General features: G+C 64.5%; 13 protein-coding genes and 6 tRNA genes. 5 read left to right on the top strand and 14 right to left on the bottom strand.

Annotated elements, in window-relative coordinates; genetic code table 11:
* The first annotated feature begins 15 nt into the window (after positions 1 to 15).
* Complete coding sequence (locus tag MG068_RS04335; protein ID WP_132809337.1) at positions 16 to 1,062, top strand: glycosyltransferase family 9 protein; 1,047 nt, start codon at positions 16 to 18, stop codon at positions 1,060 to 1,062.
* A gap of 18 nt (positions 1,063 to 1,080) precedes the next feature.
* Here MG068_RS04335 and MG068_RS04330 read toward each other — a convergent pair whose 3' ends face one another.
* Positions 1,081 to 1,485, bottom strand: coding sequence for a DUF6165 family protein (locus MG068_RS04330; protein ID WP_046982834.1), 405 nt, complete (start codon positions 1,483 to 1,485; stop codon positions 1,081 to 1,083).
* 331 nt (positions 1,486 to 1,816) lie between these two features.
* Between MG068_RS04330 and MG068_RS04325 the strand changes: the two genes are divergently transcribed.
* A protein-coding gene (locus tag MG068_RS04325) for an IS3 family transposase (protein WP_240792077.1) occupies positions 1,817 to 3,051 on the top strand; the annotation gives its coding sequence in 2 pieces (ribosomal slippage) (positions 1,817 to 2,168 and positions 2,168 to 3,051; 1,236 coding nt in all).
* Positions 3,052 to 3,105: 54 nt separating this feature from the next.
* On the opposite strand, the gene MG068_RS04320 is transcribed toward MG068_RS04325, so the two are convergent.
* Positions 3,106 to 3,196: transfer RNA gene (locus tag MG068_RS04320), tRNA-Ser, on the bottom strand.
* 164 nt (positions 3,197 to 3,360) lie between these two features.
* Here MG068_RS04320 and MG068_RS04315 point away from each other — a divergent pair.
* Positions 3,361 to 4,065, top strand: coding sequence for a PP2C family protein-serine/threonine phosphatase (locus MG068_RS04315; protein ID WP_132809335.1), 705 nt, complete (start codon positions 3,361 to 3,363; stop codon positions 4,063 to 4,065).
* 69 nt (positions 4,066 to 4,134) lie between these two features.
* On the opposite strand, the gene dnaQ is transcribed toward MG068_RS04315, so the two are convergent.
* Genes dnaQ through MG068_RS04300 form a run of 3 tightly spaced genes read right to left on the bottom strand, consistent with a single transcriptional unit; the run spans position 4,135 to position 5,981 of the window.
* On the bottom strand, positions 4,135 to 4,866 hold the full coding sequence (dnaQ, locus tag MG068_RS04310; protein ID WP_049420978.1) for a DNA polymerase III subunit epsilon: 732 nt from the start codon (positions 4,864 to 4,866) through the stop codon (positions 4,135 to 4,137).
* A gap of 4 nt (positions 4,867 to 4,870) precedes the next feature.
* On the bottom strand, positions 4,871 to 5,323 hold the full coding sequence (gene rnhA / locus MG068_RS04305; protein WP_132809333.1) for a ribonuclease HI: 453 nt from the start codon (positions 5,321 to 5,323) through the stop codon (positions 4,871 to 4,873).
* Positions 5,324 to 5,336: 13 nt separating this feature from the next.
* On the bottom strand, positions 5,337 to 5,981 hold the full coding sequence (locus MG068_RS04300) for a methyltransferase domain-containing protein (protein WP_071228860.1): 645 nt from the start codon (positions 5,979 to 5,981) through the stop codon (positions 5,337 to 5,339).
* A gap of 11 nt (positions 5,982 to 5,992) precedes the next feature.
* Between MG068_RS04300 and gloB the strand changes: the two genes are divergently transcribed.
* Entirely contained in the window at positions 5,993 to 6,757 is a 765-nt protein-coding gene (gloB, locus tag MG068_RS04295) for a hydroxyacylglutathione hydrolase (protein ID WP_071228861.1), read from the top strand.
* Positions 6,754 to 7,953, top strand: coding sequence for a lytic transglycosylase domain-containing protein (locus MG068_RS04290; RefSeq protein ID WP_071228862.1), 1,200 nt, complete (start codon positions 6,754 to 6,756; stop codon positions 7,951 to 7,953). Before gloB ends, MG068_RS04290 begins: the two co-directional genes overlap by 4 nt.
* A gap of 189 nt (positions 7,954 to 8,142) precedes the next feature.
* Here MG068_RS04290 and MG068_RS04285 read toward each other — a convergent pair whose 3' ends face one another.
* The 9 genes from MG068_RS04285 to clpX all read right to left on the bottom strand — a co-directional run bounded on the left by MG068_RS04285 (position 8,143) and on the right by clpX (position 15,350).
* Positions 8,143 to 10,098 (bottom strand): peptidyl-prolyl cis-trans isomerase, encoded by a 1,956-nt coding sequence (locus MG068_RS04285; RefSeq protein WP_132809331.1) that lies wholly within the window; start codon positions 10,096 to 10,098, stop codon positions 8,143 to 8,145.
* Positions 10,099 to 10,280: 182 nt separating this feature from the next.
* Positions 10,281 to 10,357, bottom strand: a tRNA-Asp gene (locus MG068_RS04280).
* 106 nt (positions 10,358 to 10,463) lie between these two features.
* A tRNA-Asp gene (locus MG068_RS04275) sits at positions 10,464 to 10,540 on the bottom strand.
* 87 nt (positions 10,541 to 10,627) lie between these two features.
* Positions 10,628 to 10,704: transfer RNA gene (locus MG068_RS04270), tRNA-Asp, on the bottom strand.
* A gap of 84 nt (positions 10,705 to 10,788) precedes the next feature.
* Positions 10,789 to 10,865 (bottom strand) — tRNA-Asp (locus MG068_RS04265).
* A gap of 26 nt (positions 10,866 to 10,891) precedes the next feature.
* Positions 10,892 to 10,966: transfer RNA gene (locus tag MG068_RS04260), tRNA-Val, on the bottom strand.
* 11 nt (positions 10,967 to 10,977) lie between these two features.
* Positions 10,978 to 11,250, bottom strand: coding sequence for an HU family DNA-binding protein (locus MG068_RS04255; RefSeq protein WP_004146343.1), 273 nt, complete (start codon positions 11,248 to 11,250; stop codon positions 10,978 to 10,980).
* Positions 11,251 to 11,467: 217 nt separating this feature from the next.
* Complete coding sequence (lon, locus tag MG068_RS04250) at positions 11,468 to 13,918, bottom strand: endopeptidase La (protein WP_049422624.1); 2,451 nt, start codon at positions 13,916 to 13,918, stop codon at positions 11,468 to 11,470.
* A gap of 142 nt (positions 13,919 to 14,060) precedes the next feature.
* On the bottom strand, positions 14,061 to 15,350 hold the full coding sequence (gene clpX, locus MG068_RS04245; protein WP_004154600.1) for an ATP-dependent Clp protease ATP-binding subunit ClpX: 1,290 nt from the start codon (positions 15,348 to 15,350) through the stop codon (positions 14,061 to 14,063).
* Positions 15,351 to 15,386: the final 36 nt, after the last annotated feature.

The following is a 15,386-nucleotide window of genomic DNA, read 5'->3' as shown; positions in this document are numbered from 1 at the left end:
TGAGTCTAACAACACATGGCATCAGCGTCCTCCTCCTTGTGCCTCCTGCGCCTGTCCGCACTTGGCGATGTCACCCACGTGGTGCCCCTGGTGCGCACCCTGCAGGCTGCGCACCCGGATACGCCGATCCACTGGATCATCGACAAGGCCGGCCACAAGCTGCTCGACGGCCTGCCCGGTGTCACCTTCCATGCCTACGACAAGAAGAGCGGCATGGCCGGGGTCAAGGAACTGCGCAGGCAGCTGCCGCCGGGGCGCTTCGAAGCGCTGTTGCAGATGCAGGTGGCGTTCCGCGCCAACCTGCTGTCGGCCTTCATTCCCGCAGAGCGTCGCATCGGCTATGACCGCAGCCGCTCGAAGGACCTGCATGGTCTCTTCATCAACGAACGCATCCCCGACCGCCCCGGCATCCATGTGCTGGATGCCATCGGCAGTTTCTGTGAACCCCTTGGCCTGCGCCAGACCGAGGTCAGCTGGGACCTGGCGGTGCCACAGTCCGCGTATGAGTGGGCTGCCGCGCAATGGCAGGACGATGGCCGCCCGGTGTTGATGATCTCGCCCTGTTCCAGCCACGTGCGCCGCAACTGGTATGCAGACCGCTACGCCGCCGTGGCCAACCACGCCGCACAGCGCGGTTGGCAGGTGGTGCTGTGCGGAGGCCGCAGCGAACTGGAGCGCAGCATGGCCGATGCCATCCAGGCGCAGCTGCACACACCGGCGCTTGACCTGGTCGGCAAGGACACCTTGAAGCAGCTGCCGGCGCTGCTGGCCCGCGCCAATCTGGTGATGACCCCGGACTCGGGCCCGATGCACATCGCCAACGCGATGGGCGCCAAGGTACTGGGCCTGCATGCAGCCAGCAACCCGAACCGCAGCGGTCCCTATTCCGACCGCCGCTACTGCGTGGACCGCTACGACGATGCCGCGCGCAAGTACCTGGCCAAGCAGGCCTCGGATCTGAAGTGGGGCACCAAGATCGAGTTCGACGATGTGATGGAACTGATCACCGTGGAAGACGGTATCGCTGCGTTCGAACGCTACGTCGCCGACCACCTGGGGTGAGCAGCAGGCTGCCCCGGATTACGCGCGCTGCGCGTAATCCTGGTAGGACTTCTCTTCCACGTACGCCGAACCCAGCGCCAGGTTGATCGCCTTCTTGATGCGCGCGCGTTCGTCATTGCGCAGGTAGACGCTGCGCGCCAGGTCGATGAAACCCTGGTCGAACGCCTGCGCCTTCTCTTTCAGGCGGATGTCGTCCTCGATGTCCCACAGCTGCTCGTTGACCGCCTTCAGCTCGGCACGCAGCTTGGCGATGTCCTTCACCGCCGCCGGGTGTGCCATCCAGGTCTGCTCCAGCGCCGACAGTTCTTTGCGCACATTGGCCAGCTTGCCCTCGTCACTGATGCGCTCGGACTTGATCTGCAGGATCGAGATCTTGTCCAGCAGCTCGCCGAAAGAAACGGGGACGAGGATTTCAGCGGTCATGGGGAAAGCTCCAACAGGTGATGCAGGCAGTTTAACCCGCAGCTCGCGATGGAATGGGCAGATCCACGCCATGCGTGGATGAGCCTGCCAGCAGGAACAGCATCCACGCATGGCGTGGATCTACTGATGCACCTGCCCCGACAGGGGCGGGGAGAGGCCGGCAAAGGGAGGGGCCCACAGGTTGCGCTGCAACGTGTGGGGCGACGCGCAGAGCGCGGCGCGTCCCGCGCCAGATTAAAGAAAAAGGGCTGCCTTTCGGCAGCCCTTTTTCTTTAATCTGACCCGTCCTGAATTGGGTTGACACCTTTTCCCTCTGGAAAAGGAATGTTCAATGAAATCAACAATCAGGCGCAGTCAGCGGGATTACTCGCTGGCCTTCAAGTTGTCCGTGGTCGATCAGGTCGAGCGTGGAGAACTGACCTATAAGAAGGCTCAGGAGCGATACGGTATCCAAGGTAGCAGCACGGTTCTGAAGTGGCTTCGCCGCTATGGTCGGCAGGATTGGTCAGGTGGTGCATCATCTGCCCCCATGACGACTTCTCCCAAAAGTGGACCGGCCACGCCGCTGACGCCGGAACAACAGATCAAGGCCCTGCAGGTCCAGTTGCGGGAGGCCAACGAGAAAGCACAGCTTTTCGAAGCCATCGTGGATGTCCTCAAAGAGGATTACGGGGTGCGCATCGTAAAAAAGCCTTCAGGCAAGTCCTCACGCAAGGGCGCCTCAAAGGCGTAAGCGTGGCAAGGGCTTGCCGCCATTTCGGCATCAGTCGACAGGCGTTCTATCAAGCGGGGTGCCGGCATCAACGACGACGCGCCAGCGAGACCAAAGCACTGGCGCTGGTGAGCGATTGCCGCGTGCGGCAGCCACGGATCGGGACGCGCAAGTTGCACCATTTGATCGGACCGAAGCTGCAGGCGGCGGGAATCACCATGGGACGTGACCGGTTGTTTGACGTACTTCGGGAAGCGCGCCTGCTGGTACCGAAACGTCGGGCTTATCACAAGACTACCGACAGCCATCATCGCTTTCGCAGGCATCCGAATCTGCTCAAACCTGGCCAAGGATGCGTAATACCAACCGGTAGCGAGCAGGTGTGGGTGGCGGACATCACCTATCTGCCGACGCAGGGGAAGTTCGTGTATCTGAGCCTGGTCACCGATGCCTGGTCGCGCAAGATCGTGGGCTGGAGCGTGCATGAAACGCTACAGACAGAGCAGGTAGCTCAGGCGCTGGAGATGGCGCTGAAAGGGAGAAAGACATCGCAGAAGCTGATCCATCACTCTGATCGTGGAATCCAGTACTGCTCGGATTACTACCAGAAGATCCATGCGCGGCACGGCCTGACCTGCTCGATGACCGACGGCTACGACTGCTATCAGAACGCTCTGGCAGAGCGAGTCAACGGGATCCTCAAGTGCGAGTTCCTGCTTCATCGCCCACGGGACCTGGGGCAAGCCCGCCAGATGGTGGCTGAGGCCGTAGACATCTACAACGCTGAGCGCCCCCACCTGTCCCTTAAAATGCAGACGCCCGATGCGATGCATCGGGCGTCTTTGGCCGCCTGACGGCGGCCGGACCATCCACCCATCGGTGTCAACCTATGGCAGGACGAGTCAATCTGGCGGAGAGGGGGGGATTCGAACCCCCGAGGCGCTATAAACGCCTGCCTGATTTCGAGTCAGGTACATTCAACCACTCTGCCACCTCTCCGGGTGGTCCCCGGCGGACCGGGGACGCGCATCATACGAGGAAGTGAGGCCGACGACAAGTCATTCCGGCCAACGAAGTGAAAATTTCCTGAGCGCACGCCTTGCCGGATGCGCGCAGCCACCCGATGATGCCTGTCTCCCCAGCAACACCCCGCCCCAGCGCCCATGATCGAATTCGGACACCTCACCCACCCCGGCATGCGCCGCGAGCTCAACGAGGACACCTACTACGGTGACAGTGAGCTGGCCCTGTGGCTGGTGGCCGACGGCATGGGCGGGCACGCCTGCGGTGAAGTGGCCAGCGCGCTGGCGCGCGAGACCATCGTGCGCGAGATCCGCCGCGGCGCACCGCTGGCGCAGGCCATCCGCACCGCCGACGAAGAGATCATCCGCGCCTCGCGCCGGCGCAACGACACGTTGCCGATGGGCACTACCGTGGTCGCCGCACGGGTACAGGGCAACCGCTATGAAGTGGCGTGGGTTGGCGACAGCCGTGCCTACCTGTGGCGCGACGGACAGCTGGCCCAGCTCAGCCAGGACCACAGCGTGGTGCGGGAGCTGGTCGCGCAGGGCAACCTGACCGCCGAACAGGCGCGTGCGCATCCGCATCGCAACGTGGTCACCCAGGCGCTGGGCGTGACCGATCCGGCGCATCTGAACGTGGCCACCACCAGCGGCGAACTGCGTCCGGGCATGCAGCTGCTGCTGTGCAGTGACGGCCTGACCGAAGAAGTGGACGACCGCAGCATCGCGCGCACCCTCGCCTTCGAGGATGCCAGCGCACAGGAATGCGTGGACACGCTGGTCGCCGCCGCGCTCGATGGCGGCGGCCGCGACAACATCAGCGTGATCCTGGTGCGCTGCCACTAACCGGTAGATCCACGCCATGCGTGGATGCGACGCTGCCGGCCAGCGGCCGGCACTACTCCACTCCAGGCATTACGCGCTGGCGGGCTCTTCCACCTTCGGGCCATCCCACAGCGCGTGGCCAGCCTTCTTGCGCAGCCGCTCCAGTCGCGCCGCATGCGCTTCCAGCTCCGACGGCGTGGCCACCACGCGCGGGCGCGGCAGCAGCTTGCTGGTATCGAAGGCCTGCAGCGCCGCACCGGCAGCGCCGCCATCGTCATCGCCCAGACCGAAGCCGATTTCTTCCTGGCCCGAGGTCAGCGCGATATAGACGTCGCCCAGGATCTGCGCATCGAGCAGGCCGCCATGCAGCGCACGGTGCGAGTTGTCCACGCCCAGCCGCTTGCACAGCGCATCCAGCGAGTTGCGCTGGCCCGGGAAGCGCTCACGCGCCATCACCAGGGTATCGATCACGGCGCAGCGGTCGGTGATCTTCCCGTACTGCGGCCCCAGCAGCGACAACTCGTTGTCGAGGAAGCCGAGGTCGAACGCCGCGTTGTGAATGATCAGCTCGGCGCCATCGATGAAGGCCAGGAACTCGTCGGCGATCTGCGCGAAGTCCGGCTTGTCATCGAGGAACTCCAGGGTCAGGCCGGTGACTTCCTGCGCGCCCTGTTCGAACTCGCAGTCCGGCTTGATGTACTGGTGATAGTTGTTGCCGGTCGGGCGGCGCTTGAACAGCTCCACGCAGCCGATTTCGACGATGCGGTTGCCCTTCTTCCACTCCAGGCCGGTGGTTTCGGTATCGAGGATGATCTGACGCATGGGCTCAGTTTACCGGGCTGGTGTCGCGGATCTGGATCGCCGCGTTGCGGGCCAGCGTATCCACCCGCTCATTGTCCGGGTCGCCGGAGTGACCCTTCACCCAGCGCCAGTCGATCTGATGCCGCAGCGTGGCCGCCTGCAGGCGCTCCCACAGCTCGCGGTTCTTTACCGGATCGCCGCCAGCGGTCTTCCAGTTCTTGCGGATCCAGCCCGGCATCCACTGGGTCAGACCCTGCCGCACATACTGCGAATCGGTATAGAGCACGATGTTGCACGGCTCGGTCAGCGACTCCAGCCCGGAAATGGCCGCCATCAGCTCCATCCGGTTGTTGGTGGTGTGCGCCTCGCCACCGCTCAGTTCGCGCTCGTGGCCCTTGTAGCGCAGCAGCGCAGCCCAGCCGCCGGGGCCGGGATTGCCAAGGCAGGAACCGTCGGTGTGGATTTCGATGGTTTTCAATACAACTCCAGAATCAGGTAGCTACGGTGCCGTGCCAGCGCACCGGCAGCGGTTTCGGCCCAGGCAGGGCCAGCGTACGTTTTTCCGCATGGAACAGGCAGGCCGCGCGCAGCGGTGCCCAACCTCCGGGACGACGGCTGCCCGCACCGCGCCAGAGCGGGCCCAGGTAACGCATATCGTCGCATTCCAGCCCATGACGGCCGAGCAGCAGGCGGATCCGCTGTGGCGTGCGCACCACCAGTCCATGCTGGCGCCATCGCGTGCGATACGGACTGAACGGATTGAGGCTGCTCAGCCACAGATGGCCGCCCGGCATCAGTACGCGCTCGCACTCGTCGAGCAGCCGATCAGCGTCGGCCGCAGTGACATGCTGCAGCACGATCGCATTGACGCTTTCATTGGCCAGCGGCAGCGGCAGCGCACAACGGGTGTCGCCGTCATAGCCCTGCCCCTGCCGGAACAGGCGCAGACCGCGTCCGCCCAACTGTGCATCGTCCAGCCAGGCCGCACTTGGTGCGATCCACAGCCAGGGCTGCGCCGGCAGCACCGACAGCTGCGGCAGCAGCAATTGCCGCTCCAGCACACGCAAGGCCTCCGCCGGTTCGCTGTCGAACCAAGGGGTCTGGCTCGCTTGACGGGTGCTCTGCAGCGCGGGCATGGTCCAATTCTATGCGACTGACTGCCCTGCCCGCATTTGCGGATAACTACATCTGGACGCTGATCGACAACGAGGGCGCTGCCGTGGTCGTCGACCCCGGCGATGCCGCGCCAGTGCTCGCACTGGCCGATCAGGGCCTGCGCGTGGACACGATCCTGCTCACCCATCACCACGACGACCACATCGGTGGCGTGCCGGCACTGCAGGCTCGCTTTCCCGGTGTACGGGTCATCGCGCCGGTCGAAGAGCGCATCCCCACGGCCACCGAACGGGTCGGCGAAGGTGAACGCGTTCAGGCACTGGGCCAGACGTTCCACGTACTATCCGTGCCCGGGCATACCCGCAGCCACATCGCGTTTCACACTGCTGAACATCTTTTCAGCGGAGATTCGTTGTTCAGCCTGGGCTGTGGACGCCTGTTCGAAGGTACGCCGTCCCAGCTGCTGGCGTCGATGCGCAAGTTGGGTGCCCTGCCCGCGCAACTGCTGCTTTGTTGCGCTCATGAGTACACCGTGTCAAATGCCGTCTTCGCGCGGCATGTCGACCCCGCCAACGCTGCCTTGTGGCAGCGCCAAGAGGAGGCTTTGGCCATGCGCCGCGATGACCGTTCCACCCTGCCGGTAACCCTGGCCAACGAATTCGACTGCAATCCCTTCCTGCGTGTGCACGCTGCACCGATCCGTGCGTCGGTGTCGGCACACCTGGGCCGTGACGTCGTGGACGACGTCGACGTGATGGCCGGTCTCCGGCACTGGAAAGACGGCTTCCGCGCATGATGCGCCGAAGTCTGCCGCTGGCCCTGGGCCTTGCCCTGGGGCTGGCCGGAACCGCGGGCGCACAGTCGCTGGGCGCCGGCATCAGCCAGAACCTGACCGCCGCTGCGGCGCTGCCGCTGGATCCGTCCGCGCTGCCTGCGCCCTCGGTGCGCAATGGCCAGGAGATCTTCACCAGCTTCCGCGACGGCCTGGCCGAGCCCAGCTGCGATGCCGAGGCTACCAGCCCGCGCTGGCAGAAGCAGTTCGCCCACGCCCCCTCGCGCCTGGCCAACCAGGATGACGATGCGCTGGTGCTGTTCGGCTATGTGGTCGAAGAGCTGCGCAAGGCGAACCTGCCCACCGAATTCGCGCTGATCCCGTTCGTGGAAAGCGGCTATCGGCCCAATGCCCGCAACGGCAGCGGCCCGACCGGCCTGTGGCAGTTCATCGCCACCACGGCGCGCAACCACCGCGTCCCCATGGCCAACGGCTACGACGGCCGCCTGTCGGCGGTTGATTCCACCCAGGCCGCGGTGCGCTACCTGAAGACCCTACATGGCATGTTCGGCGGCGACTGGCGCCTGGCCACCATGGCCTACAACGCCGGCGAGTACCGGGTGCTGCAGTCCATGCGCAAGGCCGGCATGAACGCGCAGAACGCCAAGCCGGCAGCCCTGCCGGGGCTGTCGCCGGTTACCCATGCCTATGTCGAGAAGCTGCATGCCCTGGCCTGCGTGCTGGAAGACGTGGAGGACCAGCCTCGCGTGATGGCCTCGCTGGACCGCACAGTGCCGGTGTTGAAGGACCACACCCTGCCAGCCGGCACCAGCGTCCAGCAGTGGGCCGCACAGCGCGCCCTGGACCCCGCCAGGATCGCCCGCCTCAACCCGGCCCTGGCCGCCGGCAACCGCGCTTCGGGAACCACCCGGGTCCTGGCCCCGGTCTCGGCCGCCAATGCGACGGTGACGGAAGCCGCGACCACGCTGGTGGCCAGCACCGCACCGGTTGCCACGACCACGCCGACGCCGCAGGTGGCCAAGGCCGTGGCCGCGATCGCCGACCGCCCGCGCAGCCGCCGCCACACCGTGCGTGATGGCGAGTCGGCCTGGACCATCGCCCGCCGCTACGGCATGCCGGTAAAGGCCCTGCTGTCGCTGAACGGCCTGAGTGGCAGCAGCGTGCTGAAGCCCGGCGCAGTGCTGCGCGTCGAGGACTGACGCGCTCCAACCCCGCTGTATCTGCTCTTTGTAGAGTCGAGCGATGCTCGACTGCATCTGCACGACTCTACAAAAGGCGGTCGAGCAAGCTCGACCACTACCAAAGCTCAAGCGCGCCACAGACGACACGAAGGCACAAAAAAGGCCCGGCAATGCCGGGCCTTCTTCGATCCTGCCCCGCCGCGAGGCTTACAGGTTCTCTTCGGTGGTCTGGATCACGAACTTCCTGCGCATCGCCTCGACGTAGGCCTTGGCTGCGGCCATGCCGTCGATCTGGCTCAGCTGATCCTTGAGCTGCTTCTGCTGCTCGGCGGTCACTTCCTTGATGTCGCCCGGGTTGACCTTGTTCACTGCGAACAGCAGCGCGTGGCCGTTGACGTCGACCTTGCCGTAGCTCGGCTTGCCTTCCGCCGGCACCGGTGCACTGAAGATCGCGCGGTTGATTTCCGGGGTCGGCACCGGCTGGCTGCGCGGCAGGCCCGGCATCGGGCTCACCTGCAGCTTCTCGCTGGCGGCCAGCGACTGCAGGGTGGCGCCCGCCTTCAGCTTGGCCAGCACGGCGTCGGCGGCCTTGTCGCTGGCTTGGCGCTGGCGGTCGGCGCGGATCGCGGCGATCACCTGTTCACGCGCCTTGTCCAGCGGCGTTGCCTGTTCCGGGGTATGCGCGGCAACGCGGATGACCACGCTGTGGTTGGTGGCACCGCCCAGGGCGATCGGGTCGCTGGCAGTACCATCCTGCACCAGCACTTCGGAGAAGGCCGCACGCAGCACAGCCGGATCGGTGGCGATGCCACTGGCGGTGGCACGGGTGATCGGGCCCAGGGTCTGCAGCGGCAGGTTCACTTCCTTGGCCGCAGCAGCCAGATCACTCGGGCTCTTGTTGATGGCATCGACCAGGTGGCCGGCCAGCTCGTTGAAGCCGCGCTCGCCGTCGGCCTTCAGCTGCTCGGCGGCCAGCGTGTCACGCACTTCCTCGAACGACTTGCCTTCGCCGCCACGCACCGCGGCGACCTTGATGACGTGGTAGCCGAAGTCGGTCTTGACCGGGCCGATCACGTCACCCGCCTTGGCGGCGAACAGGGCGTCTTCGAACGGCTTGACCATCGCGCCACGCTCGACCCAGCCCAGATCACCGCCCTGGTCCTTCGAACCCGGGTCTTCCGAATTGGCCTTGGCCAGTGCAGCGAAGTCGGCACCCGCCGCCTTGGCTTCGGTGGCGATCTTGTTCGCCTTGGCTTCGGCACCGTCACCGGTGATCAGGATGTGCGCGGCCTGGCGCTGTTCCGGCGAAGTGAACTTCGCCTTCTCGTCCTCATAGCGCTTGCGCAGGGTCGCTTCGTCGGCCGCGGTTGGTGCCGGCAGGTTGGCGCCATTGATCTCGACGTATTCCAGCGACACGCTTTCGGCCTGGCGGAAATCCTTGCCGTGGCTGTCGTACCACTGCTTGATCTGCTCATCGGTGACCGGCGCGGTATCGGCCGGAACCTCCGGCAGCGCGGCCAGTTCGACGTCGCGGGTCTCACCCAGCAGCTTCAGCAGGCGCTCGGTCTCGGCCTGGGTGACGAAGCCCGAATTCTGCAGGCCCGACGGGATCACCGACTGCTGCAGGCTCTCGCGCACCAGCTCCTGGAACTGCGTGGGGGTACGCGGCGGATTGCCACCGGCCAAGGCCAGGCGGTAGTTGTTCTCGTTGAACTTGCCGTTCGAATCGAGGAAGGCCGGGATGGTGGCGATGTACTCGCGCACCGCGCCATCGCCGATCACAACACCGGCCTGCTCGCCCACCAGGCGCACGACCTGCTCGTCGATCAGCTGATCGAGCACGGCCATCTTGTTTTCAGTGCTTTCGAACGCGCGCGGGTCGAAGTTCTCGCCCTGCTGCTGGCGCTCACGCATGCGCTCCTGCTCGAAGCGGGTGCGGAAATCCTGCGCGCTGATCTCGTGGTGCTGCCACAGCATGCGCACCGGCCACCACGACGGTGCCGAACGCCACCAGGTCGGAGGCGCGGAAACCTTGGCCACGTTCTGTGCGCCAACGCCACCCAGGTAGCTGTTGTCGATCACGAACAGGAACGGAATCATCAGCAGCCCCAGGATCACGGTGACGATCCAGCCTGAGGTCTTGTCGCGGAGTTTCTGCAGCATGGTGAGGAATCACAAGGCCTGATTGGCGAGCCCGGCAGTGTAACCCGCTTCGTCGCAGGGACCAAAAGCAGCGCCGGCGTGGCCTGCGCCGATCTCCGCGGACCTGTGCCGTCAGCACCTCGGCAGGCCTGCCGCAGGGCACAAAGAAAAAGCCCCCGGCTTGCGCCGAGGGCTTTTAAAGTTGGCGGAGCGGACGGGACTCGAACCCGCGACCTCCGGCGTGACAGGCCAGCATTCTAACCAGCTGAACTACCGCTCCGCGCTGAAACTTTGCAGGCGCCCAGTATATCCGAAGACTCCCTGGAAACCCAGCCCGATGAACACTTTTTTCAAAGTTTTTTCACAGGGACTTAAGAATTCTGCAATGGCGGAGCGGACGGGACTCGAACCCGCGACCTCCGGCGTGACAGGCCAGCATTCTAACCAGCTGAACTACCGCTCCGTTCTTGCAAAAACCTTTTCGCCTTCCTTCCGAACCTGTCGGTGAGAAGACAAGGCCCCCAGCTTTAGGCCGGGGGCCTCGATGTAGTGGCGGAGCGGACGGGACTCGAACCCGCGACCTCCGGCGTGACAGGCCAGCATTCTAACCAGCTGAACTACCGCTCCGCATTGTTGCTATTTTTGTTTTTCCACCGGCCTGGACCGGGGAGAAAACAAAGCCTCCAGCTTTTGGCCGGAGGCCTCGTTGAATGGCGGAGCGGACGGGACTCGAACCCGCGACCTCCGGCGTGACAGGCCAGCATTCTAACCAGCTGAACTACCGCTCCACACTCAAACTTTTACCGCGGTGCTGTGGTGGGTGCTGAGGGTTTCGAACCCCCGACCCTCTCCGTGTAAAGGAGACGCTCTACCGCTGAGCTAAGCACCCCAGCGAGCCGCTTAGTTTACAGCATCCTTCAGGGCCTTACCAGCCTTGAACGACGGATTCTTCGAAGCAGCGATCTTGATGGTGTCGCCGGTCTTCGGGTTGCGGCCGGTGCGGGCAGCACGGTCGCGAACCTGGAAGGTACCGAAGCCAACCAGGGTGACCGCATCGCCGTCCTTCAGCGCCTTGGTGACGGCAGCAACGACGGCATCGACAGCGCGGCTGGACTCGGCCTTGGTCAGGTCGGCAGCTTCAGCAACGGCATCGATCAATTCGGTCTTGTTCATTCTCTACAACTCCTTTGGCGGTGGGTTCCGCTTATTCGACAGGGAAGCAACCGCACGCCTTCTGCATGCGGCCGCCATGTGGAAACGGTTCGCCGATTCAGTCATCGCTGACAGCGATCACTCATTCGCGAGTGCTGCTTTTATACCAGTGGCCCTACCCCCACGCAAGCTGGAAAGCCAGCAACGACGCGGGTTTCGGGCCATCGGACAGCGCGCGTCAATGCTTGACGCGCGCGCTTCCACTCGGTTTGGCCTTGCTGCGCACCGTGACACGCTGCGCACTCTTGCGCGCCTTCTTCGGTGCCAGCGGGCGCTCCAGCGCCAGGTCCAGGACTTCTTCGATGTACTTCACCGGCACGATCTCCAGATCGCGGGTGACGTTGGCCGGAATGTCTGCAAGGTCCTTGCGGTTCTCTTCCGGAATGATGACCGTGCGGATACCACCGCGCAGTGCGGCCAGCAGTTTCTCCTTCAAGCCACCGATGGCGGTGACACGACCACGCAGGGTGATCTCACCGGTCATCGCCACGTCGGCACGCACCGGCACCTTGGTCAGCATCGACACCAGCGAGGTGACCATTGCCGCACCGGCACTCGGTCCGTCCTTCGGCGTGGCACCATCGGGCACGTGCAGGTGCACGTCGTGCTTCTGCAGGAAGTCGCTGTCGATGCCAAAGCCCACGGCGCGCGAACGCACCACCGACAACGCCGCCGAAGCCGATTCCTTCATCACGTTGCCGAGCTGGCCGGTCAGGATCAGCTGGCCCTTGCCCGGCACCAGCGTCGATTCGATCTGCAGCAGATCGCCACCGACTTCGGTCCACGCCAGGCCGGTGACCAGGCCGATCTCGTTCTCTTCCTCGGCGCGGCCGAAATCGAAGCGACGCACACCCAGGTACTTGTCCAGGTTCTTGCTGGACACGCTCACCAGCGCCTTGGACTTCTTCGCGCCCTTCTTCGCCTTCACCGGCTGCGGACCGGCCAGCGCGATCTCCTTCACCACCTTGCGGCAGATCTTGGCGATCTCGCGTTCCAGGTTGCGCACGCCCGATTCGCGCGTGTAGTAGCGCACGATGTCCTGGATCGCATCGCTGCCGATCTCCAGTTCTTCCGGCTGCAGGCCGTTGGCCTTGATCTGCTTCGGCACCAGGTAGCGGGTGGCGATGTTGAGCTTCTCGTCCTCGGTGTAGCCGGGGATGCGGATCACTTCCATGCGGTCCAGCAGCGGGCCGGGAATATTGAGCGAGTTCGAGGTGGCCACGAACATCACTTCGGACAGGTCCAGGTCCACTTCCAGGTAGTGGTCGTTGAACGCGTTGTTCTGCTCCGGGTCGAGCACTTCCAGCAGCGCCGACGACGGATCGCCACGGAAGTCCATCGACATCTTGTCGATCTCGTCGAGCACGAACAGCGGGTTCTTGCTGCCGACCTTGTTGAGGTTCTGCACGATGCGGCCCGGCATCGAACCAACGTAGGTACGACGGTGGCCACGGATCTCGGCTTCATCGCGAACGCCGCCCAGCGACATGCGCACGAACTTGCGGTTGGTAGCCTTGGCGATGGACTGGCCGAGCGAGGTCTTGCCCACGCCCGGCGGCCCGACCAGGCACAGGATCGGGCCCTTCATCTGCTTCACGCGCGACTGCACCGCCAGGTATTCAAGGATGCGCTCCTTGACCTTCTCCAGGCCGTAGTGGTCGGCGTCGAGGGTGTCCTGTGCGGCCTTCAGGTCCTTGCGCACCTTGCTGCGCTTCTTCCACGGCACGCCCAGCAGCCACTCCAGGTAGTTGCGCACGACCGCCGCTTCGGCCGACATCGGCGACATCTGCTTGAGCTTGTTCAGTTCATTGCGTGCCTTGGCTTCAACCGCCTTCGGCATGCCGGCTTCGGCGATCTTGCGGGCCAGCTCTTCCAGCTCGCCCGGTGCATCGTCCAGGTCACCCAGTTCCTTCTGGATGGCCTTCATCTGTTCGTTGAGGTAGTACTCGCGCTGGCTCTTCTCCATCTGCGACTTCACGCGGCCGCGGATGCGCTTTTCCATCTGCTGCACGTCGATCTCGCCATCGACCAGGCCGACCAGCATCTCCAGGCGGTCACCGACGGCCAGCGTTTCCAGCAGGCGCTGCTTGTCGGCCAGCCGCACGCTGATGTGCGCGGCGATGGTGTCGGCCAGGCGGGCCGGCTCATCGATGCCCGACAGCGTCTGCAGCAGCTCTGGCGGCAGCTTGCGGTTGGTCTTCACGTACTGCTCGAACAGCGACATCAGCGAGCGGGCGATCGCCTCCACCTCGCGTGCTTCGCGCTCGTCGGTGGCGTCGATCTCCACGGCCTGGCCGTGCAGCGAGCCGTTACGCTCGTCGACGTGGGTGACCTGCACGCGCGACAGGCCTTCGACCAGCACCTTGATGGTGCCGTCGGGCAGCTTCAGCAGCTGCAGCACCTGCGCCAGCGTACCGACCTGGTAGAGGTCGGCCGCATGCGGGTCGTCGGTCTCGGCCGACTTCTGCGCCAGCAGCAGGATGCGCTTGTCCGCTTCCATTGCCTGTTCGAGCGCGTGCATGGACTTGTCACGGCCGACGAACAGCGGGATGACCATGTGCGGGAACACCACTACGTCGCGCAGCGGCAGGACCGGCAGGTCGAGGGTTTCACTTGGGGAACGGGCCATGGGGGCTCCAGGGAAGGGGAAAACCGCCTCCGGGAGGGCATCTTCCGGAGACAAAAAAAGCCGATGGCCCCGTTATGGGGCCATCGGCTTTCAGATGCAAGGCATTCCTTGAAAATCCTTTCCAATCAACAACCTGGAAGGATCACTCGGCGCCTGCGGCCTTCTGTTCAGGGGCCGCCGGGGTCTGGTAGATCAGGTACGGCTCGGACTTGTGCTCGATCACCGACTCGTCCACCACCACCTTGCTGACGTTTTCCTGCGACGGCAGGTCGTACATGGTGTCCAGCAGGACCGATTCGACGATGGTGCGCAGGCCACGGGCACCGGTCTTGCGCTTGAGCGCCTTGCGGGCAATGGCCGACAACGCGTCCGGGCGGAACTCCAGCTCGACGTTCTCCATCTCGAACAGCTTCTTGAACTGCTTGGTGATGGCGTTCTTCGGCTCGGTCAGGATCTTGATCAGGGCCGGCTCGTCCAGCTCCTCCAGGGTCGCCACCACCGGCAGGCGGCCGACGAACTCGGGAATCAGGCCGAACTTGATCAGGTCTTCCGGCTCGACTTCGGCCAGCACCTTGCCCACTTCCTGCTTGCGCTCGCTGCTCTTCACCTTGGCGCCGAAGCCGATGCTGCCGACGTCGGTGGAACGGGCCTGGATCACCTTGTCCAGCCCGGCGAACGCGCCGCCGCAGATGAACAGGATGTTCTTGGTGTCCACCTGCAGGAATTCCTGCTGCGGGTGCTTGCGGCCGCCCTGCGGCGGAACGCTGGCCACGGTGCCTTCGATCAGCTTCAGCAGGGCCTGCTGCACGCCTTCGCCGGACACATCGCGGGTGATCGACGGGTTCTCGCTCTTGCGCGAGATCTTGTCGATTTCATCGATGTAGACGATGCCCTGCTGCGCCTTCTCGACGTCGTAGTCGCACTTCTGCAGCAGCTTCTGGATGATGTTCTCCACGTCCTCGCCCACGTAACCGGCTTCGGTCAGCGTGGTGGCGTCGGCCATGGTGAACGGCACGTTGAGCAGGCGGGCCAGGGTCTCGGCCAGCAGCGTCTTGCCCGAACCGGTCGGACCGACCAGCAGGATGTTCGACTTCGCCAGTTCGACGTCGTCGTTCTTCTGCCGGCTCTCGATGCGCTTGTAGTGGTTGTACACGGCCACGGCCAGCGTGCGCTTGGCGCGGTTCTGGCCGATCACGTACTGGTCGAGGACCTCGAGGATCTCGCGCGGCTTGGGCAGCGAACTGCGCGCCGACTGCGCCTTTTCCTCAAGTTCCTCACGGATGATGTCGTTGCACAGCTCCACGCACTCATCGCAGATGAATACGCTCGGACCCGCAATCAGCTTGCGCACTTCATGCTGGCTCTTGCCGCAGAAAGAGCAGTAGAGGATCTTGCCGGTGTCCGTGGAACGACCTTGGCGGTCTTCGCTCATGCTTCGCTTACCCAGTTACCCCACCCGCTGAACGGG

It is taken from the genome of Stenotrophomonas sp. ASS1, assembly GCF_004346925.1.
GTDB lineage: Bacteria > Pseudomonadota > Gammaproteobacteria > Xanthomonadales > Xanthomonadaceae > Stenotrophomonas > Stenotrophomonas maltophilia_A.
The sequence above is the reverse complement of the archived record's forward strand: the minus strand, read 5'-3'. Positions and strand labels throughout refer to the sequence as shown.